Annotated in this window: 17 protein-coding genes; 6 read left to right on the top strand and 11 right to left on the bottom strand. The window is 72.3% G+C overall.

All coding sequences use genetic code 11. The features are described 5' to 3' along the window. The first annotated feature begins 78 nt into the window (after positions 1 to 78). Positions 79 to 696: a VanZ family protein gene (locus ACFXOZ_RS25320; protein ID WP_375894675.1), complete on the top strand. Its 618-nt coding sequence runs from the start codon at positions 79 to 81 to the stop codon at positions 694 to 696. 160 nt (positions 697 to 856) lie between these two features. Here the strand turns inward: ACFXOZ_RS25320 and ACFXOZ_RS25315 are convergent, their stop codons facing one another. Further along, a complete protein-coding gene (locus ACFXOZ_RS25315; protein ID WP_375894672.1) occupies positions 857 to 1,498 on the bottom strand; it encodes a PhzF family phenazine biosynthesis protein in 642 nt (213 codons plus the stop codon). 154 nt (positions 1,499 to 1,652) lie between these two features. Between ACFXOZ_RS25315 and ACFXOZ_RS25310 the strand changes: the two genes are divergently transcribed. After that, the gene (locus ACFXOZ_RS25310; RefSeq protein ID WP_375894670.1) at positions 1,653 to 2,192 is read left to right on the top strand and encodes a hypothetical protein; all 540 of its coding nucleotides are present in this window, start codon (positions 1,653 to 1,655) and stop codon (positions 2,190 to 2,192) included. Between the two features lie 72 nt (positions 2,193 to 2,264). Here the strand turns inward: ACFXOZ_RS25310 and ACFXOZ_RS25305 are convergent, their stop codons facing one another. Then, positions 2,265 to 3,590, bottom strand: coding sequence for a hypothetical protein (locus ACFXOZ_RS25305; RefSeq protein WP_380592798.1), 1,326 nt, complete (start codon positions 3,588 to 3,590; stop codon positions 2,265 to 2,267). Positions 3,591 to 3,962: 372 nt separating this feature from the next. On the opposite strand from ACFXOZ_RS25305, the gene ACFXOZ_RS25300 reads away from it, so the two are divergent. Next, positions 3,963 to 4,148 carry a PspC domain-containing protein gene (locus ACFXOZ_RS25300; protein WP_207813471.1) on the top strand — a complete coding sequence of 62 codons (186 nt, stop codon included), beginning with the start codon at positions 3,963 to 3,965 and terminating at the stop codon, positions 4,146 to 4,148. Between the two features lie 86 nt (positions 4,149 to 4,234). On the opposite strand, the gene ACFXOZ_RS25295 is transcribed toward ACFXOZ_RS25300, so the two are convergent. From ACFXOZ_RS25295 to ACFXOZ_RS25285, 3 genes are all read right to left on the bottom strand, one after another. Beyond that, entirely contained in the window at positions 4,235 to 4,618 is a 384-nt protein-coding gene (locus tag ACFXOZ_RS25295) for an ATP-binding protein (protein WP_375882306.1), read from the bottom strand. A gap of 215 nt (positions 4,619 to 4,833) precedes the next feature. Further along, complete coding sequence (locus ACFXOZ_RS25290; protein ID WP_375882303.1) at positions 4,834 to 5,991, bottom strand: adenosine deaminase; 1,158 nt, start codon at positions 5,989 to 5,991, stop codon at positions 4,834 to 4,836. Between the two features lie 128 nt (positions 5,992 to 6,119). Continuing rightward, entirely contained in the window at positions 6,120 to 7,088 is a 969-nt protein-coding gene (locus ACFXOZ_RS25285; RefSeq protein ID WP_380397277.1) for a LysR family transcriptional regulator, read from the bottom strand. A 92-nt stretch (positions 7,089 to 7,180) separates the two neighbouring features. Here ACFXOZ_RS25285 and ACFXOZ_RS25280 point away from each other — a divergent pair, with 92 nt between their 5' ends. The 3 genes from ACFXOZ_RS25280 to ACFXOZ_RS25270 are packed head-to-tail and all read left to right on the top strand — an operon-like array spanning position 7,181 to position 9,486. Beyond that, on the top strand, positions 7,181 to 8,458 hold the full coding sequence (locus tag ACFXOZ_RS25280; protein ID WP_380592796.1) for an MFS transporter: 1,278 nt from the start codon (positions 7,181 to 7,183) through the stop codon (positions 8,456 to 8,458). Positions 8,459 to 8,484: 26 nt separating this feature from the next. Then, on the top strand, positions 8,485 to 8,769 hold the full coding sequence (locus ACFXOZ_RS25275) for a hypothetical protein (protein ID WP_380592794.1): 285 nt from the start codon (positions 8,485 to 8,487) through the stop codon (positions 8,767 to 8,769). Positions 8,770 to 8,811: 42 nt separating this feature from the next. Beyond that, entirely contained in the window at positions 8,812 to 9,486 is a 675-nt protein-coding gene (locus tag ACFXOZ_RS25270) for an alpha/beta fold hydrolase (RefSeq protein ID WP_380592792.1), read from the top strand. Positions 9,487 to 9,540: 54 nt separating this feature from the next. Here ACFXOZ_RS25270 and ACFXOZ_RS25265 read toward each other — a convergent pair whose 3' ends face one another. From ACFXOZ_RS25265 to ACFXOZ_RS25240, 6 genes are all read right to left on the bottom strand, one after another. Then, the gene (locus ACFXOZ_RS25265) at positions 9,541 to 10,818 is read right to left on the bottom strand and encodes a thymidine phosphorylase (protein WP_380397285.1); all 1,278 of its coding nucleotides are present in this window, start codon (positions 10,816 to 10,818) and stop codon (positions 9,541 to 9,543) included. Positions 10,819 to 10,949: 131 nt separating this feature from the next. Continuing rightward, positions 10,950 to 11,342 carry a cytidine deaminase gene (locus tag ACFXOZ_RS25260; protein ID WP_375882289.1) on the bottom strand — a complete coding sequence of 131 codons (393 nt, stop codon included), beginning with the start codon at positions 11,340 to 11,342 and terminating at the stop codon, positions 10,950 to 10,952. After that, the gene (locus ACFXOZ_RS25255) at positions 11,339 to 12,604 is read right to left on the bottom strand and encodes an ABC transporter permease (protein ID WP_375882286.1); all 1,266 of its coding nucleotides are present in this window, start codon (positions 12,602 to 12,604) and stop codon (positions 11,339 to 11,341) included. The genes ACFXOZ_RS25260 and ACFXOZ_RS25255 overlap by 4 nt, the downstream gene beginning before the upstream one ends. Further along, positions 12,601 to 13,755 carry an ABC transporter permease gene (locus ACFXOZ_RS25250; protein WP_380592790.1) on the bottom strand — a complete coding sequence of 385 codons (1,155 nt, stop codon included), beginning with the start codon at positions 13,753 to 13,755 and terminating at the stop codon, positions 12,601 to 12,603. The genes ACFXOZ_RS25255 and ACFXOZ_RS25250 overlap by 4 nt, the downstream gene beginning before the upstream one ends. A gap of 3 nt (positions 13,756 to 13,758) precedes the next feature. After that, on the bottom strand, positions 13,759 to 15,339 hold the full coding sequence (locus ACFXOZ_RS25245; RefSeq protein WP_380592788.1) for an ABC transporter ATP-binding protein: 1,581 nt from the start codon (positions 15,337 to 15,339) through the stop codon (positions 13,759 to 13,761). A 304-nt stretch (positions 15,340 to 15,643) separates the two neighbouring features. After that, on the bottom strand, positions 15,644 to 16,699 hold the full coding sequence (locus ACFXOZ_RS25240) for a BMP family protein (RefSeq protein ID WP_375882277.1): 1,056 nt from the start codon (positions 16,697 to 16,699) through the stop codon (positions 15,644 to 15,646). Positions 16,700 to 16,843: the final 144 nt, after the last annotated feature.

The raw sequence follows: 16,843 nt of genomic DNA, 5'->3' as shown, positions 1-16,843 counted from the left end.
ACGGGAAACGGGGGCGCGCCCCGGAATGTTCACGCCCGGCGTGGAACCGCCGCGCCACCGGCCCACGTCCTTCCCCCCGTGCAGCGAGATGGCACCAGGACACGCGACGAGCGTTCCGGCGCACGGACCGAGAACAGGCCGGCGGCGGGCGTCCACCGACCCCTCCGGCACGCCGGACTGGCGGGCCTGGCCCTCCACCTGACGCTGGTGCTCTGGCTGGTGCTCAGACCCCTGCCGGTGGCCTGGGTGTACGACGCCAACCTGACGCCGCTGGCCTCGCTCCGCTCCTCCACCCCGTGGCAGGTGGTCGGCGAGTTCCTGCTGCTCGCCCCGCTCGGCGTCCTGCTGCCGCTGGCCGGCGGCCGGGTCCGGGCCCCCTGGCTGCCGTCCTTCCTGCGCACCACCGGTGTGTCCGCCCTGCTGGCGACCGGCCTGGAGTTCCTCTCCTCCTGGACGCCCGGGCACGTGCTCAACGTGGACCACATACTGTTCGCCGTGCTCGGCGTGATGATCGCCCACCTCGCCCTCGTCCCCGGCCTGCGCCGCCTGCTGCGGGAGCACCGGACCGCGGCCCGGGCCCGGCGGGCCGCCGTCCTGGCCGCCCCGCCGGTGGCCGCCGCCGTCACCCCGAAGGTGACCATGGCACCCGCGGCCCGTCCGCGTGCCTACGCGGGCCCCACCCCGCCGGCCGGCTAGGCCCTGTCCGGTCGATCTTGTCGGATCAGCCCGCGGCGGTGGGCGCCCGGCTGGGCGTGCGCCCGGATCGTCCTCGTACTGGGTGTACTCGGGCGATTCGGGCGTGCGGCCAGGCGGGATGCCCGGCGTCGCGGGCCCGGCAAGATCGGCCGGACAGGGCCTAGGCACGCACCACCCGGCCGCCGACCTCGACCAGCCCGCCCGGCCGCGGACCGGCCAGCAGCTGCGAACCCCGGCCCTGGGTGACGGTCAGCGCCCGCCCGAGCCGGCCGGCCAGCAGCAGGGCCGCCGCGCCGGTCGCCTCGTCCTCGTCGATGCCGTCACCCCGGCCCGGGAAGGCCCGCGCCCGGACCGTACCGGCCGCCTCGTCCTGCCAGGCCCAGGCGTACACCCACTCCCCCGGCGGCGGCACCTCCAGCGCCTCCACCTCGGCGGCCGAGCCGTACTGCCGCAAGGTCCGCCCCGGGGCCCACTCCGGCCGGGCCTCGATCCGGGTCAGCCCGCCCTCGCGCCGCACCGGCACCTCCCCGGCGGCGGTCACCAGCCGGTCCACCCCGAGCAGCCAGGCGGCGCCCACGCACGGGTGGCCGGCGAAGGGCAGCCGCACGCTCGGGGTGTAGATGTCGATCTCCCCGCGCTCCGCGTCGTCGACGAACACCGTCTCGCTGAAACCGAGTTCACCGGCGAAGGCCTGCCGCGCCGCCCGCCCCGGAACGGCGGCGCCGTCCCGCACCACACCGAGCGCGTTGCCGTACTGCCCGTCCGGCCCGCAAAAGACCCGCAGCACCTCATAAACAGTCATTTCCCACCTCGTCAATTACCGCTCCGGCGCAGCCGCGACCCGGCGCAACGACACCGTGATGAAAAGGCGACGACGGATGTCGGCCCCCTCCAGTACTGTGCGCTGTCGTCCCCGGACGGTTCCCGTCGTCATTCTCCTCCCACAGGAAATTCCCTTGAACAATCTCGACTTCACCAACGAACCCGGTTTCTCCTGGTACGTCGTTCTGCTGGCGCTCAGCGGCGCCATCATGCTGGTCCTCGGCGTCCTGCCGCTGCGCGGACTCAAGGTCGGCATGCGGATCCTCAACATCGTGATTGGCCTCGGGTTCGCGGGCTACGCCTACTACCTGGCGTTCGTCTTCGAGGGCGGCACCTACCGGATCTTCTTCCAGGCGCTGATCCTGCCGATCGCGATGATCGTCGCCACGGTGAAGGCCGTCGTCGAGCGCAGCAACGCCAAGAACGCGCCGCCCCAGCCGGTCACGCCGTACACCCCGCACGCGCCGTACAACCCGAACGCCCCGCACGACCCCAACGCCGCCGCCCAGCAGGCCGCGTTCAACCCGAACGCCCCGTACGCCCAGCCGGCCGGGCAGCCGGGCCAGCCGGTGCCGCCGCAGGGCGCCGTGCCGCCCCAGCCGGGCGCGCCGGCGCAGCCGGTGGCGGACAACCCGTACGCCCAGCCGCAGCCTCCGCAGCAGCCGGCGGGCTGAGCCCCGGAACGCCGCAAGGCCCGTCCGTCCCCGCCTTCGAGCGGGGACGGACGGGCCTCGTGCTGTCCGGGGTCAGTTCCCGGCGCCCTGGGCGCGCTGGCGGCGGCGGGCGACGACCAGGGTTCCGATGCCGAGGGCGATCGCGGTCGCGCCGGTGATCGCCATCGGGGCGGAAGAGGACCCGCCGCCGGTGGAGGCCAGCCGGGTGGCTTCCACGGCCGCCGGGGCCGGGGCGGCGGCCGCCACCTGCACGGGCTCGGCCGCGGGGCTCGGGGCGCCGGTGGTGACCTGCGCGGCCGGGACAGCGATGGCAACAGTGGCCGGGGCGGCCGGAACGAAGGTGACCGGGGTGGTGGGAGCCAGGGTGCCGGTGGCGGCCTCGATGGTGAAGTCCGCCCTCGGGCTGAACGACTCGGCGCCGCTCTCACCCGCGCCGGGCAGGCTGCCCACCCTGGCGAGCAGGGACTCGGCGACGACCGGCGCGTCCTTGGTGAAGGCCAGCCGGAGGTTGAACGTCCTCGTCCCGCCCTTCGGCAGGACGACGACGTCGGCGTCCTTGCTCCCCGCCCGCAGGCCCATGCAGAGCCAGGCCGGGTGGTCCGAGTCACCGCCGGGGGTGCCCTCCAGCCAGTCCCCGTTCGGCGCCTGGAACTCGAACCTGACCGTCCCGGAGGGGAGCAGGTCCTTCCCCTGGAACACGATCGCGGGCACCAGCCGGAGGTCCTTGCCACTGGTGTTGCCGAGGACGAGCTTGAACGGCTTCGACTCCGTGCCCGCCGTGAAGACGGCGGGCACCCCGTCGAGCCGGACGTCCGCCGTGGCAGCGGGCGTGGTCGCCGGCGTGGTCGGCGTGACCGCCGGGGCGACCACCAGGTTCGGGGAGGTGCTGAGCGCGGTCGAGATGCGCTGCTCGGGGGGCAGGGTGGGGTCCGACACGATGGCGTTGAAGCCCGGGCCCACCCGACCCGCCGGGGCATCGGCGGCGACGGTGAGCCGCAGCCGGTAGACGGCCTCGGCACCGGCCGCCACGTGCCGGCCGCCGTTGCGGTCGACGTCCCAGACAGCGGCACCGCGTTCCTCGGCGGCCTGCCACCCGGTCGTGCCGGGGGCCTGGTACTCCAGCTTGAACTGGCCCGGCTTGATGCCGAGGCCGGGGTCCGCGAGGGTGAGGACCGACCCCAGCACGTCCATCTGGTGGTCGACGGTGTTCTTGAGGGTCACGGAGAACTCGATCGGCGCGCCGCCCGCCTTGACCGAGTCGGGCAGTCCGCCGAAAGCGGCGGTGACCGGCGAGGTGGCCTGGGTGCCCTGGGGCGCGGCAGTGGCCGTCGGGGCCGCCAGTGCCGCCGGGGCCGAGGTCAGGGCGGCGCCGGAGGCCAGCGCGGCAGCGGCGGCCACGGCGAGGATTCTGCGGGACTGATTGCGCAAGGGGACCTCACGGGAGAATTCGGGCGCAGCCCGAGAGAAGTGCGAAATCGCAGGCGTGAGGGGCCTCTTGAGGCCGTGACGGCGCCGCCGGATTTCCCCCCACCATCAGCGACCGCGGAATCATATCCCTCCGCCCCGACACCTTCGCGAACGGGTTTTTCCGTACCCGCACCTCCGGGTCATCCCTGAGGCGGACCCCGATCCGGGTCTCCGTCTTCCCGGTGACCTACCGGGGTCGAGGATCGCCTGGTGGGTGGAGGTTTCCGGGCCGGCGGCGGCGGAGTATGGAGGTACGCCCGCCGGACCACCCGGCACCGGCAGCCAGCCAGCCAAGGAGTTCCCATGAGCGCCCGCCTCGCCCGCCCCCGCCACAACCGCGTCATCGCCGGCGTCTGCGCCGGGATCGCCGAGCGCTTCGGCCTCACCCCGTGGACCGTCCGACTGATCTTCCTGCTGTCGTGCCTGCTGCCCGGCCCGCAGTTCCTGATCTACCTCGCGCTGTGGGTGCTGCTCCCCCAGGAGCCGTGAGGCCGTACCGGCGGGCACGACGACGGGCCGCCCGCCTCCGGAGGAGTTCCGGGGGCGGGCGGCCCGTCGTCGTGCGGGTGGCCGGATCAGCCGCCCAGGCCGCCCAGCGCGCCGGCAACCCCGCCGATCGGGGTCTTGTCCAGGCCGGGGACGTTCGGCAGGCCGCCGACGCGCTGCTGGGTGAGGCCGGCGACCGGGGCGGCGGGCGCGGCCTCGGCGGCCGGAGCGGCGGCGGGCTGGCCGGCGCTCGGGGTCAGGGTGCCGAGGGTGCCGGCGACCTTGTCGCCGCCGGGCAGCTTGGCCGCGGTGTCGGTGACCGCACCGGTCACCGCGGGGTTCGTCACCGCGCCGGTGGGCAGCCCGAGGCCGCCGGCCGCCTGGCCGGCCGCCGCGGAGGCGGTGCCGGCGCCGACCGCCGCGATGGCGATGCCGAGCGCCGCGGTACCGGCGGCCTTGAGAGCCTGCTTCATGGTTCGTCCCCTTGGGTCCTCGTCGGTGGCCGACATCGCACGGGGCGACGGACGGGCGAGTGCCGCCACGGCCTGTCAGCATTGACTGGCACACCGTAGTGACAGGGTCGCGCGAGAACCAAAGGGCGTTCACTCACCCGAGTGAGTAGTCGGATGAACGCCAACTTCCGTACCCGGAAGCCGCGTTCATCCGACCGCAAGGACGGGCCGTCGGCTCAGCTGCCGGCGGTGCCCGCGCTGAACAGCCACTCCGCCTTGAGCTCGGCGTAGCCCGGCTTGATCACGTCGTTGATCATCGCCAGCCGCTCGTCGAAGGGCAGGAACGCGGACTTCATCGCGTTCACCGTGAACCACTCCATGTCGCCCAGGGTGTAGCCGAAGGCGTCCACCAGGTGGCCGAACTCCTGGCTCATGCTGGTGCCGCTCATCAGCCGGTTGTCGGTGTTCACGGTGACCCGGAACTTGAGCCGGCTGAGCAGCCCGATCGGGTGCTCGGCGTACGAAGCGGCGGCCGCCGTCTGGAGGTTGGAGGTCGGGCACATCTCCAGCGGGACGCGCTTGTCGCGCACGTACGCGGCCAGTCGGCCCAGCTCGACGCTGCCGTCCTCGTTCAGGGTGATGTCGTCGACGATCCGCACGCCGTGGCCGAGCCGGTCGGCGCCGCAGCACTGCAGGGCCTCCCAGATCGACGGCAGGCCGAAGGCCTCGCCCGCGTGGATGGTGAAGTGGTTGTTCTCGCCCTTGAGGTAGTCGAAGGCGGCCTGGTGGCGGGTGGGGGGGTAGCCCGCCTCCGCGCCCGCGATGTCGAAGCCGACGACGCCCGAGTCCCGGTGGCGGTTGGCCAGTTCGGCGATCTCCTGCGAGCGGGCGGCGTGCCGCATCGCGGTGATCAGGGTGCCGATGCGGATCCGGTGGCCGGCCGCGCGGGCGTTGGCCTCGCCCAGGCGGAAGCCCTCCTGGACGGCCTCGACGACCTCGTCCAGGCTCAGGCCGCCCTCCAGGTGCTGCTCGGGGGCGTAGCGGACCTCGGCGTAGACGACGCCGTCGGCGGCCAGGTCCTCGGCGCAGTCGGCGGCGACCTTGACCAGGGCCTCGCGGGTCTGCATGACGGCGCAGGTGTGCGCGAAGGTCTCCAGGTAGCGGACCAGCGAGCCGGAGTCGGCGGCCTCGCGGAACCACTCGCCGAGTTCCTTGGCGTCGGTGGTGGGGAGCCCCTCGTAGCCGGTCGCGGCGGCGAGCTCGACGACGGTCTCCGGGCGCAGCCCGCCGTCGAGGTGGTCGTGCAGCAGGACCTTCGGCGCGCGGCGGATCTGGTCGGGGGTGGGAATGCGCGGGCCGGTGCCCGCGGTGGTGACGGGGATCTGCTTCTCCATTGCGGAAATATAGCCCCTACGCGCGTAGACCTACCACCGGGAACACCACCGGATGGTCCAAAGCAGGACCGGAATTCCACCGCCCGGTCCATAGGATCCGCCAAACAGGCCGCATCGCGCCGACCACCTCAGTCGTGGTGCAGCAGCCGCCCCCGCCGGGACAGCACGAAGTCCCGGAACGCCGCCACCGGCGGCGTCAGCGGCCGCCCCGCCGCCCAGGCCAGGCCGATCGCCCGCCGGGTCCGCGGCGCGGTCACCTCCAGCTCCACCACCCCGGGCCGCGGCACCAGCGCCGGCGGCAGCAGCGCCACCCCCAGCCCGGCCGCCACCAGCCCCCGCAGGGTCTCGGCCTCCTCCCCCTCGAAGGCCAGCCGGGGCACGAAGCCGGCCTGCGCGCAGAAGCCGTCCGTGATCATGCGCAGCCCGTACCCCTGCTCCAGCCCGACGAACGGCTCCTCGGCCACCTCCGCCAGCCGGATCCGCCGCCGCCCCGCCAGCCGGTGGTCCGCCGGGACGGCCAGGTGCAGCCGCTGCTCGTCCAGCGGGCGGGCCGTGAAGGCCGGGTCGTCCGGCAGCGGCGCGACCAGGCACAGGTCCAACTCGCCCGCCCGCAACCGCTCCAGCATCGCCGTGCCGTAGTCCTGCACCAGCTGGAACCGCACCTGCGGGTGCGCCGCCCGGAAGCCCCGCAGCAGCGCCGGGACGGCGTCCGGGCCCATCGTGTGCAGGAAGCCGAAGGCCACCCGCCCCACCGCCGGGTCCGCCTCCGCCCGGGCCGCCTCCGCGCCGCGCTCCAGCTCCGCCAGCGCCCGCTCCACCGAGGCCAGCAGCAGCCGGCCCGCCCTGGTCAGCCGGACCGTCCGGCCCTGCCGGGCCAGCAGGCCCACCCCGAGCTCCGCCTCCAGCCGGGACACCGCGCGCGACAGCGTCGGCTGCGGCACCCCGAGCAGCGCGGCCGCCTGGGTCACGTGCTCCAGCCGGGCCACCGCGGCGAACCGCGCCAACCTGGGCGCCAGCAGCACGGCCGGCTCCTCCGGCCCCAACTCGGCCGCCCGGTAGGGCTGCTCCGTTCCGTCCGACCCGTCCGCCACGGCCATCCCCGTCCCACCTCGACTCATACACCGGCGCATCGATCATCCACTCTTCATGCATTGGACGCATCAGCCGCGCCAGGCCTAGCGTCGGAGCCATGCAGCCCTCCGATACCAGGGCATCCGCGGCCACCCCGGATGCCTCCACCGAGCACACCCTCGACCGGGACGACCGCCACCGCCCGGGCGGGCGCGGCTTCCGCCGCGCCAACCTCGCCCTGTTCGCCGCCGGTGTCGCGACCTTCGTCCTGCTCTACTCCACCCAGGGCCTGCTGCCGGTCCTCTCGGCCGACCTCGACCTCACCCCCGGCCAGGCCAGCTGGACGGCCTCCGCCGCCACCCTCGGCCTCGCCCTCGGGCTGCTCCCGGCCAGTGCGCTGGCCGACCGGTACGGCCGCACCGCGGTGATGACGGCCTCCGTCCTCGCGGCCTGCGCCCTCGCCGTCGCCCTGCCCCTCGCGCCCGACCTCACCACCCTGGTCGTGCTGCGCGTCCTCCAGGGCGCCGCCCTCGCCGGGCTCCCCGCCACCGCCATGGCCTACCTCGCCGAGGAGGTCCACCCCAGCGCGCTGCCCTCCGCGATGGGCCTGTACGTGGCCGGCAACAGCATCGGCGGCATGGGCGGCCGGCTGATCTCCGGCTGGACCGCCGCCGCCCTCGGCTGGCGCTGGGGCCTCGCCGCCTCCGCCGCCCTCGCCCTGCTCGCCGCGCTCGCCTTCCGGCTGCTGATCCCCGCCGCCCGGCACTTCACCCCGGCCCCGGTGGACCCGCGCGCCCTCGCCCGCACCGTCGGCCGGCACCTGCGCAACCCGCTGCTGGTACGGCTGTACGCGCTCGGCATGCTGTTCATGGCGGTGTTCGGCGCGGTCTACAACACCGTCGGCTACCGGCTGATCGCCGCGCCCTTCCACCTGCCCGAGTCGATCGCCGCCTCGATCTTCGTCGTCTACCTGGTCGGCACCGGCACCTCCGCCGCGGTCGGCCGCCTCTCCGCCCGGCTCGGCCGGCGCGGCACCCTCTACGTCGCCGTCGGCGTGACCGCCGCCGGGCTGCTGCTCTCGCTCGCCGACTCCCTGGTCTGCGCCCTGCTCGGCCTGGTGCTGATCACCGCCGGCTTCTTCGCCGGCCACACCACCGCCTCCGCCGCCGTCGGCCGCACCGCCACCGAGGGCCGCGCCCAGGCCTCCGCCCTCTACCTGATCGCCTACTACCTGGGCAATAGCCTCGGCGGCACCCTCGGCGCCGACGCCTACCACTCCACCGGCTGGCCCGGCGCCGCCACCGTCGGCCTCACCGCCATGACCCTCGCCGCCGCCGTCACCCTCCACGCCACCCACCAGGCCCGTACCACGAGGCGAGCGGTCGCGGACGCTTGACAGCGGGCGCGGATACACTCCGGAGTGTGAGTGTCGATCCTGCAGTGTTCGCCCGGCTGCTTGAGATCGCGGATCAGCTGCCGAAGGTGCCGGGGATAGGGAAGGTCGAGATCGCCGAGGGCGAGATCGTCATGATGACGTCACCGGTCATGCGACACGAACTCGCTGCACTGCACATCGCCAGGCAGCTCAATGCGCAGTTGTCGACGACCCACCCGGGCCATATCGCGTACCACGGTGCGGACCTAGTGGACCCTCGACACCGGCGTGCTGCGGACGTACGCCTGACACCCCGCCCGGCGGGCCCGTAAGTTTCCTCTCGTCAGTTCGTACGAACAGCAGAGGAATTCACCATGGCCACCTTCGTCCTCGTCCCCGGCGTCCTGCACGGCGGCTGGTGGTACCGGCCGTTGACCGGGCGGCTGCGGGCGGCCGGGCACGAGGTGTACCCGGTGACGCTGAGCGGGGTGAGCGAGCGCGGGCACCTGAACAACGGGGCGATCAACCTGGACACCCACGTCCAGGACGTGCTGGGCCTGCTGGAGGCGGAGCAGGTCACCGACGCCGTGCTGGTCGGGCACAGCTACGGCGGCATGGTGATCTCGGCGGTCGCCGACCGGGCGCCGGAGCGGGTGGCCGGGCTGGTCTACGCGGACGCCTTCGTCCCGCGCGACGGCGAGTCGGCCCACGCGATCGTCGACGACCTCTGGAAACAGCGGTACCTGGCCGGTGCCGCCGCCGGGAACGGGCACACCATGGTGGGACTCCACCCGGCCCTCGACCCGCGCGCGACCGTCCACCCGATGGGGACCCTGCTCCAGCCGGTGCGCCTCACCGGGGCGGTGGACGGGATCGCCCGCCGCGTCTACATCCACGCCGAGCGCTTCGAGGGCACCCCGTTCCTGGAGACCTACGAGCGCCTGCGCGACGACCCGACCTGGGCGGTGCACGCCCTCCCGGTCGGCCACGACCTGGTCCGGGAGGCGCCGGAGGAGTTCCTCAAGATCATGCTCGCCGCGGCGGAGTAGCCGGGCCGCGGGGGGCGCGGCGCGATGCGGTCGCGCCACGCCCCCGTCCGACCACTACGCGATGCGGTCGAGGACGATCGGGTTCGGGGTGAACGCCGTACCCGCCGGGGAGACCCCGATGCCGCCGGCCAGCGCCTCGATGGCGTACTCGTAGCGCTCCGGGGTGTCGGTGTGCAGGGTCAGCAGCGGCTGGCCGGCCACCACGGTGTCACCGGGCTTGGCGTGCATCTCGACGCCGGCGCCGGCCTGCACCGGGTCCTCCTTGCGGGCGCGGCCGGCGCCCAGGCGCCAGGCGCAGACGCCGATCGCGTAGGCGTCCAGCTCGGTGAGCACGCCGGAGGCGGGCGCCGGGATGACGTGCTGCTCGCGGGCGACCGGGAGCGGGGCGTCGACGTCGCCGCCCTGGGCGGCGATCATGCGGCGCCAGTGGTCCATCGCGGAGCCGTCCCGCAGCGCGTCGGCCGGGTCCTTGCCGTGCACGCCGGCGGCGGCGAGCATCTCGCGGGCCAGGGCGAGGGTCAGCTCGACGACGTCGGCGGGACCGCCGCCGGCCAGCACCTCGATCGACTCGCGGACCTCCAGCGCGTTGCCCGCGGTGAGGCCGAGCGGGGTGGACATGTCGGTGAGCAGGGCGACGGTGTTGACCCCGGCGGTGGTGCCCAGGCCGACCATGGTGCGGGCGAGTTCGCGGGCGTCGTCCAGGTTCTTCATGAAGGCGCCGGAGCCGACCTTGACGTCCAGCACGAGCGCGCCGGTGCCCTCGGCGATCTTCTTCGACATGATCGAGGAGGCGATCAGCGGGATGGCCTCGACGGTGCCGGTGACGTCGCGCAGCGCGTACAGCTTCTTGTCGGCGGGCGCGAGGCCGTCGCCGGCCGCGCAGATGACCGCGCCGGCGTCGCGCAGCACGTCCATCATCTCGTCGTTGGAGAGCAGGGCGCGCCAGCCGGGGATGGACTCCAGCTTGTCCAGGGTGCCGCCGGTGTGGCCGAGGCCGCGGCCGGACAGCTGCGGGACGGCGGCACCGCAGGCGGCGACCAGCGGGGCGAGCGGGAGGGTGATCTTGTCGCCGACGCCGCCGGTGGAGTGCTTGTCGCTGGTGGGCAGCGGCAGCGAGGAGAAGTCCATCCGGACGCCGGAGCGGATCATGGCCTCGGTCCAGCGGCTGATCTCGTGCGGCTTCATGCCGTTCAGCAGGATCGCCATGGCCAGCGCGGACATCTGCTCGTCGGCGACCTCGCCACGGGTGTAGGCGTCGATGACCCAGTCGATCTGAGCGTCGCTCAGCTCTCCGCGGTCGCGCTTGGTCCTGATGACGGAGATGGCGTCCATGCGTGCTCCAAGAGGGGTTTCAGATGCGTCGTGCACATACGTCGAGAAGATGCGTGGAAAGCGAAGAGTGCCGCGAGATGACCGGGTTACGGCCCACTCGCGACACTCTACGCGCGTAACAATTGCCGAGGCTAGAGCCGCTCCGGACCGAACGCGTCGGGCAGGACCTCGCTCATCGGCTTCACGCCGGAGGCCAGGTCGACCAGCAGTTCCGGCCCGCCGTGCTCGTACAGCAGCTGGCGGCAGCGCCCGCACGGCATCAGCAGTTCGCCCGCGCCGTCGACGCAGGTGAAGGCGACCAGCCGGCCGCCGCCGGAGGCGTGCAGCGCGGACACCAGCCCGCACTCGGCGCACAGCGCGAGCCCGTACGAGGCGTTCTCCACGTTGCAGCCGCTGACCAGCCGACCGTCGTCGACCAGCGCCGCCGCGCCGACCGGGAACTTGCTGTACGGGGCGTACGCGCGGCCCATGGCCTCGCGCGCCGCCTCGCGCAGCCGCTCCCAGTCGACCGCGGGGGCCGTCACTTGCCCTGGCCCTTGCGGTAGACCTGACCGTCGGCCTTGGGCATCCGCAGACGCTGCGAGGCCAGCGAGAGCACCACCAGGGTGATCAGGTACGGCGTGGCGACGATCAGCGGACGCTGCACCTCGTCGGTCAGCGCGTACCAGGCGCCCAGGCCGCCGGCCACCACGAAGGAGACCACGGTCGCGGTGAACTTGCGGCGGTACAGCTGCCACAGGGCGAACAGCGCCATCGCGATCGCGACGACCAGGATCAGCACGTGCACCGACTCCGGGTCGCGCAGCTGGAGGCTGTCGGTGAAGCCGAACAGGCCGGCGCCGATGGCGAGGCCGCCGGGCATCCAGTTGCCGAAGATCATCGCCGCGAGGCCGATGAAGCCGCGGCCCAGGGTCTGGCCGTCCTTGTAGAAGTGCGCGGCGACCAGCGAGAGGTACGCGCCGCCGAGGCCCGCGAAGGCGCCCGAGGCGATGACCGCCAGGTACTTGTACTTGTAGACGTTGACGCCCAGCGACTCGGCGGCCGTCGGGTTCTCACCGCAGGAGCGCAGCCGCAGGCCGAACACCGTGCGCCAGAGCAGGAAGTAGCTGGCCACGATCAGCACGGCCGCCAGCACCACGACCACCGAGAGGTTGGTGACCAGGCCGCCGAGCACGCCGGCGACGTCGGAGACCAGGAACCAGTGGTGGTTCTCGATGCTCTTCAGGCCGGAGGACAGCCCCGGGACGGTGATGTACGGCAGCGGGTCCGCCGGCGGGGACTGGTTCGCCCCGGCACCGGCCGAGATGTAGTCCTTGTAGTAGATCCGGTTGACGTACGCGCAGATGCCGGGGATCAGCAGGTTGATGCCGACGCCGGAGACGATGTGGTCGACGCCGAAGGTGACCGTGATGACCGCGTGCAGCAGACCGCCGAGCGCACCGCCGAGCATGCCGGCCAGCAGGCCGACCCACGGGTTGACCAGGTAGCCCGCCCAGGCGCCGCAGAAGGTGCCGGCGACCATCATGCCTTCGAGGCCGATGTTGACCACACCGGCCCGCTCGGACCAGAGACCGCCCAGACCGGCCATGCCGATCGGCACGGCGGAGCCGAGCGCCGCGGCGACCTGACCGGAGGAGGTCAGCGAGTGGTTGCCGGTGGCCATGCCCACGGCGGCGAAGAGGACCAGGGCGCCCGCGATCAGCAGGAGCACCACGGGCCAGGACAGCTTGCGCTTCTTCGCGGGCGCGCCCGGCGCCTTCGGACGAGCGGCAGTCGCCGTGCTCACGCGGACACCTCCTTCTTCTCAGTGGCCGCGAGCTGGGCGGCGAGCTGGGCGCCGACCTTCTGCTGCTGGCGCTTCAAGCCGTAGCGGCGCACCAGCTCGTACGCGACGACGACGCAGATGACGATGGTGCCCTTCATGACGTCGACGATCTCGAAGGGGAACCCGCCCTTGAGCGGCAGCTGCGAGCCGGTGGCGTCCAGGAAGGCGAAGAGCAGGGCCGCGAAGGCGATGCCGATCGGGCTGTTCCGGCCGAGCAGGGCGATCGAGATGCCCAGGAAGCCGAGGCCGGGCTGGAAGCTCTGGCCGTAGTAGTACGAGTTCTGCAGGAGTTCGGGCAGGCCGATCAGACCGGCGATGGCGCCCGAGACCACCATCGAGATGACCACCATGCGCTTGACGTTCACGCCGGACGCGGTCGCGGCGGACTCCGAGCGGCCGGTGGCGCGCAGGTCGAAGCCGAAACGGGTGCGGCTCAGGGTGAACTGGAAGACCACACCGACCAGGGCGGCGATGAAGATGAAGCCCCAGAGGTCCCCGCCGGCGGTGGGGATGGTGAAGAAGTGGCTGGACTGCGAGACCGGGTCGGTCTGGATCGAGTTGCTGGTGCCGCTGACCTTCGGGGCGAAGATGCCGGGCACGAGCAGCAGACCGACGATCGCGAGCGAGATCGAGTTCAGCATGATGGTCGAGATGACCTCGCTGACGCCGCGGTAGACCTTGAGCAGACCGGCGATGCTCGCGTACAGACCGCCGACCAGCATCGCGGTGACCAGCAGCAGCGGGATCTGGATGATCGCCGGCAGGTCGACCTGGGCGCCGACGAAGGCCGCGAACAGCGCGGCGACCTTGTACTGGCCCTCGACACCGATGTTGAACAGGTTCATCCGGAACCCGAACGCGGCGGCCGCGGCGGCCAGGTAGTAGGTGGTGGTCCGGTTGAGGATGCTCACCTGGCCGTCCGACTTGGTGGCGTACGTGATCATCACGTTCCACGCGTCGAACGGGTTCTTGCCCGAGGTCGCCAGCAGCACGGAACAGATCGCGACGGAGAGCACGACCGCGAGCACCGGCGCCGCCAGTGCGAGCACGATCCGCTCACCGCTGATCCGCTGCGCCAGGCTGCGCTTGGCGGCGGGGTTGGGACTGGTCATGGGTTACTCCCCCGCCTGCGGGTCGTCGGCGGTGTCGGTGTGCGGGTGCTCGGCCGCGGCCTCGGTGCCCTCGGCGGCGACGGCCTGCGCCTCGGCGACGGCCTCCGGCTCGGACTCGATGTGGCCGGCGGCGGCACCGGTCATCGCGGTGCCGAGGTCCTCGGCGGTGACGGTGGCCGGGTCGGCGTCGGCGACCAGGCGGCCGCGGTAGATGACCCGGATGGTGTCGGAGAGGCCGATCAGCTCGTCCAGGTCCGCCGAGATCAGCAGGACGGCCAGGCCCTCCCGCTGGGCGACCCGGATGTGCTCCCAGATCTGCGCCTGCGCACCGACGTCCACACCGCGGGTGGGGTGGGCGGCGATCAGCAGCTTCGGCTGGTGGCTCATCTCGCGGCCGATGATCAGCTTCTGCTGGTTGCCGCCGGAGAGCGAGGCCGCGGTGACCTCGATGCCGGGGGTACGGACGTCGTACTCCCGGACGATCCGCGCGGTGTCCTCGCGGGCGGCGGCCGGCTTGAGCAGCACACCGCTGGAGTTGGGTGCCTCGGTGACGTGGCCGAGGATCCGGTTCTCCCAGAGCGGGGCCTCCAGCAGCAGGCCGTGCTTGTGGCGGTCCTCGGGGATGTAGCCGATGCCGGCCTCGCGGCGGGCCCGGGTCTGGGTGCCGGAGAGGTCCTTGCCGTCCAGGGTGACGGTGCCGCCGTCCAGCGGCAGCATGCCCATGATGGCCTCGACGAGTTCGGCCTGGCCGTTGCCCTCGACACCCGCGATGCCGAGGATCTCGCCCTTGTGGATGCGCAGCGAGATGTCGTCCAGGACGACGCGCTCGATGCCCTCGGCGTCGGTCTTGGCGATCCTCAGGCCCTCGACCTTGAGCATCTCGGTGGTGGTGACGGTCGACTCGCGGCTCTCCGGGGAGGGCAGCTCGGCGCCGACCATCAGCTCGGCCAGCTGGCGGGCGGTCACGGCCTTCGGGTCGGCGTCGCCGACCGTGGTGCCGCGCCGGATGACGCTGATCGCGTCGGCGACCGCGAGCACCTCGTGCAGCTTGTGCGAGATGAAGATGACGGTGACGCCCTCGGCCTTGAGCTCGCGCAGGTTGTCGAACAGCGCGTCGACCTCCTGCGGGACGAGCACGGCCGTCGGCTCGTCGAGGATCAGGATCTTGGCGCCGCGGTACAGCACCTTGAGGATCTCGACGCGCTGGCGGTCGGCGACGCCGAGGTCCTCGACCAGGGCGTCCGGGCGCACGCCCAGGCCGTACTGGTCGGAGATCTCCTTGATCTTCGCCTTCGCCTTGGCACCGATGCCGTGGAGCTTCTCGCCGCCGAGGACGACGTTCTCCAGCACGGTGAGGTTGTCGGCCAGCATGAAGTGCTGGTGCACCATGCCGATGCCGCGCGCGATGGCGTCACCGGGGGTGTTGAACTCGCACAGCTCGCCGTTGATCGCGATGGTGCCCTCGTCCGGCTTCTGCATGCCGTAGAGGATCTTCATCAGCGTCGACTTGCCGGCGCCGTTCTCGCCCATGAGGGCGTGCACCGTGCCGGTGCGGACGGTGAGGTTGATGTCGTGGTTGGCCACGACACCGGGGAAGCGCTTGGTGATGCCGCGCAGTTCGACGGCCGGGGTCGCCGTCCCCGCGCTGGGGGTTCCGTCCTTGCGCAGGGGGACGGGGTCTGATGCGGTGATGGCGGTCTCCTGGTGGTCTGGAGGCGCGTCGTTGCGCTCGGAGGGCCAAGGGGGGACAGGGGGGAAACGTGGAGACGGAACGGGGCCCGGGGGTGCGCGTCGAGCGCACCCTGCCGGGCCCCTCCCGTTGATCGAGTCGATCGTCACGCTGCCGGGCAGGCGGCAGCGTCAGGTCGCGTCCCGGGACGCGCCGGCCTCAGGAGGTCGGCGCGGTCGGGATGGTGGTCGCGCCGCTGGTGATGGCGTCGCTGGCGGCCTTGAGCTTGTCCTGGATGTCGTCGATCTTGCCGCCGGTGGTGGCGAGCGAGACACCGTTGGCCTTGAGGTCGAAGAGCTTGATGCCGGTGAACGGCGTGCCCTTCTTGACCGAGTCGATGTACGCGAACACCGCGTTGTCGACGTTCTTGACCATCGAGGTCAGGATGCTGTTCTTGAACTTCGCCAGGGCCGGCTGGTTGGCCTGGTCGGAGTCGACGCCGATGGCCCACTTGCCCGCGTTGGCGACGGCCTCGATGGAGCCGTTGCCGGAGGAGCCGGCGGCGGCGTAGATGACGTCCGCGCCCTTGTCGAGCTGGCCCTGCGCGGCCTCCTTGCCCTTGTCGGGCGAGTTGAAGCCGGTGAAGTCCGGGGGGGTGGTCAGGTAGGTGGTCTCGACCTGGATGCTCGGGTCGACGGACTTGGCACCCGCCTTGTAACCGGCCTCGAACTTCTTGATCAGCTCGGACTGCACACCGCCGATGAAGCCGATGTGGTGGGCCTTCGACTTGCTCGCGGCGGCGACGCCGGCGAGGTACGAACCCTCCTGCTCGGCGAAGAGCAGCGAGGTGACGTTGGACGGCTGGTCCTTGTCGTTCGAGTCGATGATCGCGAACTTGACGTTCGGGTTGTCCTTGGCGACCTTGTTGACCGCCGGCTGGTAGACGAAGCCGACCGCGATGATGGTCTTGTAGCCGGCGTCGACCAGGTTCTTGAGGCGGGTCTCCTTGTCGGCCTCGGCCTCGCCCGACTTGGCCTCGGCCTCGGTCACGGAGACGCCCAGGTCGGCCTTGGCCTTGTCGAGACCGCGCGCGGCGGAGTCGTTGAAGGACTGGTCACCGCGGCCGCCGATGTCGTAGGCCATGCCGACCTTGAGAGCGTCGGAAGACCCGGCGGAGGCGTTGGTGTCATTGCTCTTTGCGCCGCAAGCGGCGAGCGAGGCCATGCCCAGGGAACCCGAGAGCACAACCGCGGCGAGCTTCATTGAACGGCGCAAGGGAGTTTCTCCTTCTCACACGCACCCGATTAGCGTGGTCGGACGCCACCGTAACGCGCGTAGAACACGGTTGGGTTACGGGCTGCCGGAGCATTCGGGTTGTTATCAAACCGTGGTCTGACGGCCGTCCCCGAGCCCTTTTCC

The sequence above is a fragment of the Kitasatospora sp. NPDC059160 genome, assembly GCF_042755465.1.
Classification (GTDB): Bacteria; Actinomycetota; Actinomycetes; order Streptomycetales; family Streptomycetaceae; genus Kitasatospora.
The sequence above is the reverse complement of the archived record's forward strand: the minus strand, read 5'-3'. Positions and strand labels throughout refer to the sequence as shown.

Coding starts and splice junctions, on each gene's coding strand:
- ACFXOZ_RS25315 (WP_375894672.1), bottom strand. CDS start 1,498: ATGACTGTTTATGAGGTGCTGCGGGTCTTTTGCGGGCCGGACGGGCAG.
- ACFXOZ_RS25300 (WP_207813471.1), top strand. CDS start 3,963: ATGAGCGCCCGCCTCGCCCGCCCCCGCCACAACCGCGTCATCGCCGGC.
- ACFXOZ_RS25295 (WP_375882306.1), bottom strand. CDS start 4,618: ATGAAGCAGGCTCTCAAGGCCGCCGGTACCGCGGCGCTCGGCATCGCC.
- ACFXOZ_RS25290 (WP_375882303.1), bottom strand. CDS start 5,991: ATGGAGAAGCAGATCCCCGTCACCACCGCGGGCACCGGCCCGCGCATT.
- ACFXOZ_RS25285 (WP_380397277.1), bottom strand. CDS start 7,088: ATGGCCGTGGCGGACGGGTCGGACGGAACGGAGCAGCCCTACCGGGCG.
- ACFXOZ_RS25280 (WP_380592796.1), top strand. CDS start 7,181: ATGCAGCCCTCCGATACCAGGGCATCCGCGGCCACCCCGGATGCCTCC.
- ACFXOZ_RS25270 (WP_380592792.1), top strand. CDS start 8,812: ATGGCCACCTTCGTCCTCGTCCCCGGCGTCCTGCACGGCGGCTGGTGG.
- ACFXOZ_RS25265 (WP_380397285.1), bottom strand. CDS start 10,818: ATGGACGCCATCTCCGTCATCAGGACCAAGCGCGACCGCGGAGAGCTG.
- ACFXOZ_RS25250 (WP_380592790.1), bottom strand. CDS start 13,755: ATGACCAGTCCCAACCCCGCCGCCAAGCGCAGCCTGGCGCAGCGGATC.